The sequence below is a fragment of the Pseudomonadota bacterium genome (genome assembly GCA_034660915.1).
Classification (GTDB): Bacteria; Desulfobacterota; Anaeroferrophillalia; order Anaeroferrophillales; family Anaeroferrophillaceae; genus DQWO01.
Genome location: JAYEKE010000102.1, coordinates 24,581 through 32,429 on the forward strand (window position 1 = coordinate 24,581; position 7,849 = coordinate 32,429).

The 7,849-nt window shown below is 49.1% G+C and carries 8 protein-coding genes; 6 read left to right on the forward strand and 2 right to left on the reverse strand.

Annotated features, from left to right (window positions below):
- Positions 1-166 precede the first annotated feature (166 nt).
- Positions 167-1,585 carry a methyl-accepting chemotaxis protein gene (locus U9P07_06260; protein ID MEA2109006.1) on the forward strand — a complete coding sequence of 473 codons (1,419 nt, stop codon included), beginning with the start codon at positions 167-169 and terminating at the stop codon, positions 1,583-1,585.
- A 14-nt stretch (positions 1,586-1,599) separates the two neighbouring features.
- On the opposite strand, the gene U9P07_06265 is transcribed toward U9P07_06260, so the two are convergent.
- Entirely contained in the window at positions 1,600-2,319 is a 720-nt protein-coding gene (locus U9P07_06265) for a phosphoribosyltransferase family protein (GenBank protein ID MEA2109007.1), read from the reverse strand.
- A gap of 235 nt (positions 2,320-2,554) precedes the next feature.
- Here U9P07_06265 and U9P07_06270 point away from each other — a divergent pair, with 235 nt between their 5' ends.
- Entirely contained in the window at positions 2,555-3,301 is a 747-nt protein-coding gene (locus U9P07_06270) for a DUF72 domain-containing protein (protein MEA2109008.1), read from the forward strand.
- A gap of 249 nt (positions 3,302-3,550) precedes the next feature.
- Here the strand turns inward: U9P07_06270 and U9P07_06275 are convergent, their stop codons facing one another.
- Positions 3,551-3,901: a desulfoferrodoxin family protein gene (locus U9P07_06275; GenBank protein ID MEA2109009.1), complete on the reverse strand. Its 351-nt coding sequence runs from the start codon at positions 3,899-3,901 to the stop codon at positions 3,551-3,553.
- A 417-nt stretch (positions 3,902-4,318) separates the two neighbouring features.
- On the opposite strand from U9P07_06275, the gene U9P07_06280 reads away from it, so the two are divergent.
- From U9P07_06280 to U9P07_06295, 4 genes are read left to right on the forward strand one after another with little or no spacing between them, the layout of a single operon-like run.
- Positions 4,319-5,485 (forward strand): ABC transporter permease, encoded by a 1,167-nt coding sequence (locus U9P07_06280; GenBank protein MEA2109010.1) that lies wholly within the window; start codon positions 4,319-4,321, stop codon positions 5,483-5,485.
- Positions 5,486-5,493: 8 nt separating this feature from the next.
- Entirely contained in the window at positions 5,494-6,261 is a 768-nt protein-coding gene (locus U9P07_06285) for an ATP-binding cassette domain-containing protein (GenBank protein MEA2109011.1), read from the forward strand.
- An 18-nt stretch (positions 6,262-6,279) separates the two neighbouring features.
- On the forward strand, positions 6,280-7,230 hold the full coding sequence (locus U9P07_06290; GenBank protein ID MEA2109012.1) for an MlaD family protein: 951 nt from the start codon (positions 6,280-6,282) through the stop codon (positions 7,228-7,230).
- On the forward strand, positions 7,230-7,844 hold the full coding sequence (locus tag U9P07_06295) for an ABC-type transport auxiliary lipoprotein family protein (protein MEA2109013.1): 615 nt from the start codon (positions 7,230-7,232) through the stop codon (positions 7,842-7,844). Before U9P07_06290 ends, U9P07_06295 begins: the two co-directional genes overlap by 1 nt.
- The last annotated feature ends 5 nt before the right edge of the window (positions 7,845-7,849 follow it).

Consider the following 7,849-nt stretch of genomic DNA (forward strand, 5'->3'; position numbering starts at 1 on the left):
ACTATAACGCAGTAATTGCATGTTGGCAAACGAGTAATATCCAACTGCCAGAGAATCCTGAATGACCAGGGGGAAATTTTTCTCAAAAAATATAATCTTATACCGATAACAATATATATCTGTTATCCGTTAGCTGAAAAACAATCCAATCATAAGGAGATATGACATGGCTGCCGACCATAAACATACTGACCAGACCTTGCCCGATGATACCATTGAACGTATTCGGCAAATTGCCCTTGATGCCGGAAAAATGGTCATTGAGATTGCTGATGTAGCCGGTGCAGTTGAGATAATCGACCAGCAGAGTGAGCAGCAGACTCGGGAATTTGGAAATCTCAATCAAGCTGCCAGAGAAATGGAAGCGAAAACCACTGATATCAATGAGGCGGTCCAGGCAGGAATTGAAGTGTCGGAAGAAGCCGTAATGGATCTGCAGACCTCCCGTAAACAGGCAGACAGTTCACTGAAAGAGATTGAACAACTGGCGGTCTCGGTGCAGGAAATTGCCGCAGCTCTCAGGGAGCTGGGCAAAACCCTGGGCGAAGTCAGGGGAGTGGCACAAACCATTCGTTCCATTGCCGGACAAACCAATCTGCTGGCACTGAATGCCACTATTGAAGCTGCCCGGGCCGGGGATGCCGGACGCGGATTTGCGGTTGTCGCCAGCGAGGTAAAGGCATTGGCCGGCCAGACCGCTGAAGCCACCAAGCATATTGATGAAACCCTCGACACCCTGACCGGTGAGATTGAAAAGCTGCAGCAAAAAAGCGACCAGGGGGCGGAAAATTCCATCCACAGCCAGGAAGGCACCCGGGAAATAGGTGCCGCCATTGAAATGATTTCCCAGGCAGTCAATAAAATGAATGACAGTCTCGGTCATATCGGCTCAAATACTAAAGAAATAACCGGCAGCGTCAACCAGGTTGTTGATACGCTGACGACCCTGGACCAAAGTCTTGAGGAAAGCTGCAGCAACATCGGCAACTCAAAGAAGCGACTGAACCTTCTGCGCGGCTTTGGTGAAACCCTGGTTCAGGTGACCAACCAACTGGGGATTGAAACTGTTGACAGCAATTTTATCAATGAAGTCAAGGAAACCGCCAATCAGATCGGAACCGCCATGGAAGAAGCGGTTGAGCAAAATAAACTGGGAATCAATGATTTGTTTGATCAGAACTATCAACCCGTTGCCGGAACCGATCCACAGCAGCTTACCACCCGGGCAACCACCATCCTGGAAAATATACTGCCAAAATTCCAGGAAGATTTATTAAGCCGGAATCCTGAGCTTATTTTCGCCGTCTCGGTCGATACCAATGGCTACCTGCCGGTACATAACCGCAAGTACTCCCAGCCCCAACGCCCCAATGACCCGGCATGGAACGTCGCCAACTGCCGCAATCGGCGGATGTTTAATGACCGGGTAGGTTTGGCTGCCGGACGCAACACGAAGCCCTTTCTGTTTCAGGCTTATCGCCGGGATATGGGCGGCGGAAATTTTGTCATGATGAAGGATATTTCAGCCCCCGTCTTGGTGAATGGACGTCATTGGGGTGGTTTAAGGATCGCGATGAAAAACTGACAGGAAATTGTTTTTCAGGGGCTGCAATTAAAAGGGCCACTATGAGTACAACTATCCCGAAACAATTTAAGCATCCTGCTGGCAGCAGTTTCATCAACATCGTCCCATTGCTGATAGGCAGCTGCCACCGCAAATTGTGGGCCGCCACGTATATTGGCACAATAGAGTGCCTCAACTCTATCCATTATGCGGACAAGAGATTCACGATGAGCGGTAGGGACGGTGACTATTGTCTTCCCGACACCACTATGGTGTAAGGCCATCAGGGCCACTCGAAGGGTGGAACCAGCGGCTATGCCGTCATCCACCAAGATAACCGCTTGATTCTCCAGATCAGGCCATGGCCGGTCAGCCCGAAACAGTTTGACCCGGCGCTGTACCTTTTCCAATGCTTCCTGTGTCTGCTTCTCTATTGTCGGTTGATCCAGATCAAAATATTCAACATACTCCTTATTGATCCATACGCTGCCGTCAAAAGCCACAGCACCGAAACCTGCTTCAGTATTCCATGGCAGCAAAATTTTGCTTACAACCGCGACATCAAGAGAAAGATCAAGGGCCTCGGCAAGTTTCACCGCAACCGGCACCCCACCTGAAGGAACAGCAAGAACCAAAGCCTTGCTTCCCTTCCATTCCTGCAACATCTCCGCAAGCACCTGCCCGGCATGTTTTCGATCCCTGAACACACCTGTTCTCTGGCGCAATCGGGGCAGATCAAATAATGTATTACTCATAATTATTCATGGAATTTATATCGTAATTCCAAAGACATTAAAGATGATGGCAAAGTAAAATGTTCAAGAGTTAATTTTACTTGATTAACATAAGCATGATATAATACCCTGTAAAAATCAAATCCGGAAGAAGAAAGAGCTGTGGCCTAAAACTATACCCCCGGAATATTTTTATTTGTTGACCGCGCGTGGACTTTGGCACCTGTAATACAATGTCTGGGATGATATGCCCATCATGGCCAAAAGTAAAATTCATATTGGCACTTCCGGTTGGTCCTACGATCACTGGAAAGGCCCCTTCTATCCAGAGGAGCTACCTAATAGTCAAATGTTGGGCTACTATAGCCAGCATCTGCAGACTGTGGAGATCAACAACTCGTTCTATCATCTACCCCGAAAATCAACACTGAAGCGATGGCGAGACACGGTCCCCGAGAACTTCGTGTTCACAGCCAAGGCCAGTCGTTACATCACCCATATGAAAAAGCTGAAGAATCCAGAAAAGAGTCTTTCCTCTTTTCTGAACCACATCAGCACACTGGAGGACAAACTCGGACCTATCCTGTTTCAGCTACCTCCACACTGGCACTTCAATGCGGAACGGCTTGAGAACTTTCTACGCTACCTGAGCAATGAGTTCAGCTACGCCTTCGAGTTCAGAGACAAAAGCTGGCTGAATGAACACACTTGCGAACTGCTTTCACGATACGATGTGGCATTCTGTATCTATGAGCTCGATGGTTTTTTGTCAGCGAAAAAAATCACCACAAATTTCGTCTATGTACGCCTGCACGGCCCGGGTGCCCCTTACCAAGGCAGTTATGATAGCCGTACACTGACAGATTGGGCGGAAGCCTTTTCCTCCTGGTCGGCACAGGGCCACGCAATATATTGTTATTTCGACAATGATCAGTCCGGTTACGCCGCGCAGAATGCCGAATTCCTGCAGTCCATGCTGCAGGGACAGTCCGGACAGGGCTGAACATCATGCTTCAATGTTGCCGGCTCAGACACTGATATTACGATACGCATGATAGCTATAAAGGAAAAACCCAAGATCAACAAGTATAGGGAATTCAAGAATGATAAGCATGTCGCCGGTAAAACATAGAACCCAACAGATGACTGCATGTATATAGTAAAATCCCTGTAATCATTAAACTAATAGCTAACGGCTAAAAACTAATCGCTCAATTCAGGATTTCATCTCAATGGGCATGCAAACAATATCTTACCGTTCCAGCGAATTAACCCATAAGCCATGGATATTGCAATATGCCAGGGCGTGGAAAGACTTAAACTCTTCAATCTCACTGATTTGAAAACGGACATTTGGATGGGAATAAACCGGGGCACAGGCAGCACGACCGATATTCACAACCTGATCGTTTTTCTTTAAAACCCCATAAAGCTCAATCCAGGCAATATGATGTTCAGCAGTATTGGGATGTGGCGTTTCATGGCCCACTACCACCCGGACGATATCACTACCCTCCTTGAACCCTTTATCGATTTCCAGATGCGGAACATGCTTTTCTTTTCCCTCGTCTTTTTCTGTCTTGATAATCTCTGCAAACTGCATGTACTCCTCCTTTCATGATGGCCTGTAGAAAGAAAATTTCCGGCCATGAGCAAGTAGTGAAACTCCAGGCGGCAAGCCGCTAAACACTCTTCAAAAAGCATACATAAATATGCTAACATATTTTACCTTAATGTCAAATTAACGAACCATAGGTTCAAGGACGTCTTTTTTGAAGGGTCCCATCTCTTTACCAACCGCTCCAACAGCCGATCAGCTCAACCAGCAAGCCAACGGAGAAGTTAATTCCTTTGGTCCGCAAAAAGTCCAGGCGGGAATCCGCCAGCAGGGGGAGCATGCCGTGCCCGGCTTAAACAATCGAACTGGCAAAAAGGACACTGGAGGGAAGGTTGGCCATAATCGATGAAAAACTTCAAAATATCTGAAACCCGGCATCCAGCTTGTCAAGCAGGCTAAAACATGGTAGCAGTAATTATCATGTCACAAGCCAACTTTTCATCACCCTGGTGGCAGCTGGAATCCGTTTCCGGCAGCAGCAGGATTATGCTTTCCGGTGCCTGGCGGCTGGACAATCTCCGTGACATCCAGGCGATATTTAAACAGCATCCCTGGTCACCTCCTCACGAATCCCCCTTAGTCATTGATGGCCGGCAACTGGAGCAAATCGATACTTCCGGCGCCCTGCTCATGTTGCAGCTGGCCGGCACCATACCAAGACCATCCGGGTCGGCAGACATTTCCCTGGTCAATTTCCACGAAAACCATTATCGTATTATCAAGCTGGTCAAGGAACATTTTGGCGATATCTCTATCTCTCCACCAATGGCGGCATTAAACCCGCTGCAGGAGGTTGGACGTTCAACCATAATATTTATGCAGCAGATGGGCAGGCTGGTCAGTTTTATCGGCCAGAGCAATGTGGAAACATGGCGGGTAATGCGCCGTCCCCGAAAAATACGCTGGAAGGAACTGGTGGTTCAGATACAGCGAGCCTGTCTTGAGGCCATTCCGATCATCATGCTGGTCACTTTACTGATCGGCATCGTGGTTGCCTACCTTTCCGCCACCCAGATCAAACAATTCGGGGCCAATATCTTTGTGGTCGACGGCATCGGTATTGCCATGTGCCGCGAACTTTCCCCGATGATTGTCGCCATCGTCGTCGCCGGCCGTACCGGTTCAGCCTATACGGCCCAGATCGGCACCATGAAGCTCAATGAAGAGCTGGATGCCATGGTTACCTTGGGACTGTCGCCGATGCAGGTACTGGTATTGCCGCGTCTGCTGGCGCTGATCATCGCCCTTCCCCTGCTGGTTTTTATCGGTGATCTGGTGGGAATTTTCGGAGGGATGGTGATTGCCAAAACCTACCTGGAAATTACGACTACAACTTTTATTACCCGACTGCAGGAGGTGGTTTCCCTGAAAACTTTTCTGGTTGGCATCGCCAAGGCCCCGGTATTTGCCGCCTTCATTGCCGTTATCGGCTGCCGGATGGGCCTCAACGTGGAAAACAATGCCAGCAGTGTCGGTATGCACACTACTTCAACTGTCGTCCAAAGTATTGTCTCAGTAATCCTGCTGGATGCCGTTTTTGCCATCATCTGCGTGCAGCTGGGCATTTAAGGAAAACCATGATGGCCGCCACACCCGTAAATAAAACGCCGATTATCGCTGTCAGCGGCCTGCAAACCAGGTTTGGCCGCCAGGTTGTTCACCGTGACATCAGCTTTGGCGTCAATCCCGGATCTATTGTGTCGGTCATTGGTGAAAGCGGTTCCGGGAAATCGGTTCTGCTGAAAGAAATCATCGGCCTGCTGGAACCCAGCGCCGGATCCATTTCTCTCTTCGGTACAGACATCCGACATTGTTCCGAAGAGAAGTTGGCTGCCATCCGCAACCGTTATGGGGTTCTGTTCCAGAACGGCGCCCTTTTTTCCGCCCTGACCGTCGGAGAAAATATTGCCATACCCCTGAAGGAACAAAGCAATGTCCCGGATGATCTGATGATGCCGCTGGTAAATTTACGCCTTTCCCTGACCGGGCTGTCGCCGGAAATCCGTCATAAAATGCCCAGCGAGCTCTCCGGAGGCATGCGAAAAAGGGTCGCCCTGGCCCGGGCGCTGGCCCTGGAACCGGAAATTTTGTTTCTGGATGAACCGACATCCGGGCTTGATCCAATCAATGCCCGGGGTTTTGATCAACTGGTTCGCACCTTATGTGATACTCTTGGATTAACTATCTTTATGGTTACCCATGATCTCGACACCATCACCGGCATCACCGATCGCCTCCTGGTTATCGGCAAAGGAGTGATACTGGCAGATGGGAACCTGGCTGAAGTGAAAAAACATGATGATCCCTGGATAAAAAGCTATTTTTCAAGCAGAAATTTTTCCTGACCTATATGGGGCTGAAATATGGAAGCAAAAGCGAAGTACATGCTGGTAGGCAGTACGGTTTCAATCCTCAGCATCATGATGGTAGTGGCCATGATCTGGCTATCGGAAGTGGGGGGCCATAATGATACCCGGAAATACACCATCTATTTTGAAAAATATTCCCTGGCGGGACTGCAGAAAGACAGCGCGGTAACCATGAAAGGCATCAGTGTCGGCAATGTCGCCAAACTGAAAATTTCTCCCGATAATATCGAACAGGTAAAGGTTATCATTGAACTAAATGCCGGCACCCCGATAAAAACAGATACTGAAGCGATTATCGATCGAAATCTACTCACCGGCCTGGCCCATATTGACCTGATCAACAGTCACCAGGAAGCCGCTTTGCTGGATAAGATTCTGCCGGGGGAGGATTTTCCGATAATTCCGGAAGGACAGGCCGGCCTGGAAGCCATGATTACCAGCACCCTGCCGAACCTGCTCACTAATGTGGCCAACATGGTAAACAATGCCAATGAAATGTTTTCGCCGGAAAACCGGCAACTGCTCCAGGATATGCTCCTGGATGTTTCAGCGGCCACCAGAAAACTGTCTGACAGCCAGTTGAAGCTGTCAAAACTGCTGGAAGAAGCGACAGAACTTGCCGGTGAATCCCGTACGGTAGTCCACAACCTGGATCAAAGCGCGGCTGCAGTGGAAAAATCAGTAATAGAAACAATCGGAATTCTCCAGGAAAAAATCAAATCCGTCACTCCACTGATCATGCAATTACAAAGCACCGCCACCAACCTGAATGAGACGCTTTCCGACTCGGCCGGCACCATTGCCCTGGAAGTTGAATACCTGACGGAAGAACTGGTAAAAACTGCCCAGCAGGTATCAGATACCCTGGAAGAATATAAAAATCCCCGGGAAATCATCCTGGGACCGGACCGCTCTTCCCTTGGACCCGGCGAAGGAGAAAAATAATGAGATACCGCCTGCCAGTTATTATTATCCTTATTCTTATGTTTAGCGGTTTCGGCTGCAGTATCAAGCTGGGGAAAAAATCCAATGCTAAAACATATTATGTTCTCCAGGATTCAGGCAGTGCGAAAACCACGTACCGGAAAAGACCACTATCCCTGCTGCTGGGAGAAACAACCGCCCCGGCCCTGACCAGCAGCCGGAAAATAGTTTTCAGCCGCACGCCGGATACCAGAAGTTTCTACCAATACGCATCCTGGAGTGAAACGCCACCCAGATTTTTCACCCGTTTACTGCTTGATCGCCTGGAAACCGCCGGACTCTTCACCGCCGTCTGCCGGCGGCCGGCAGTCGTCCACACAGACCTGCAGCTGGCGGTTGAATTAATTGAGTTTTACCATGATGCCAGCAGTCAGCCGGGGACTGCCAGAATCAAAATCAGGGCGCAATTGTTTGACAACCGGAAGAAAGCCACCATTGATCAGCGCTATTTTTCCCGCAGTGTTCCCGTACCAACCTATGACGCGAAAGGTGCGGTACAGGGCTTTTCCCAGGCTGTTGGCCTGATCCTGGATGATGTGGTTGACTGGCTGGATAAAGTGACAAATACAAGGTAAGTTTA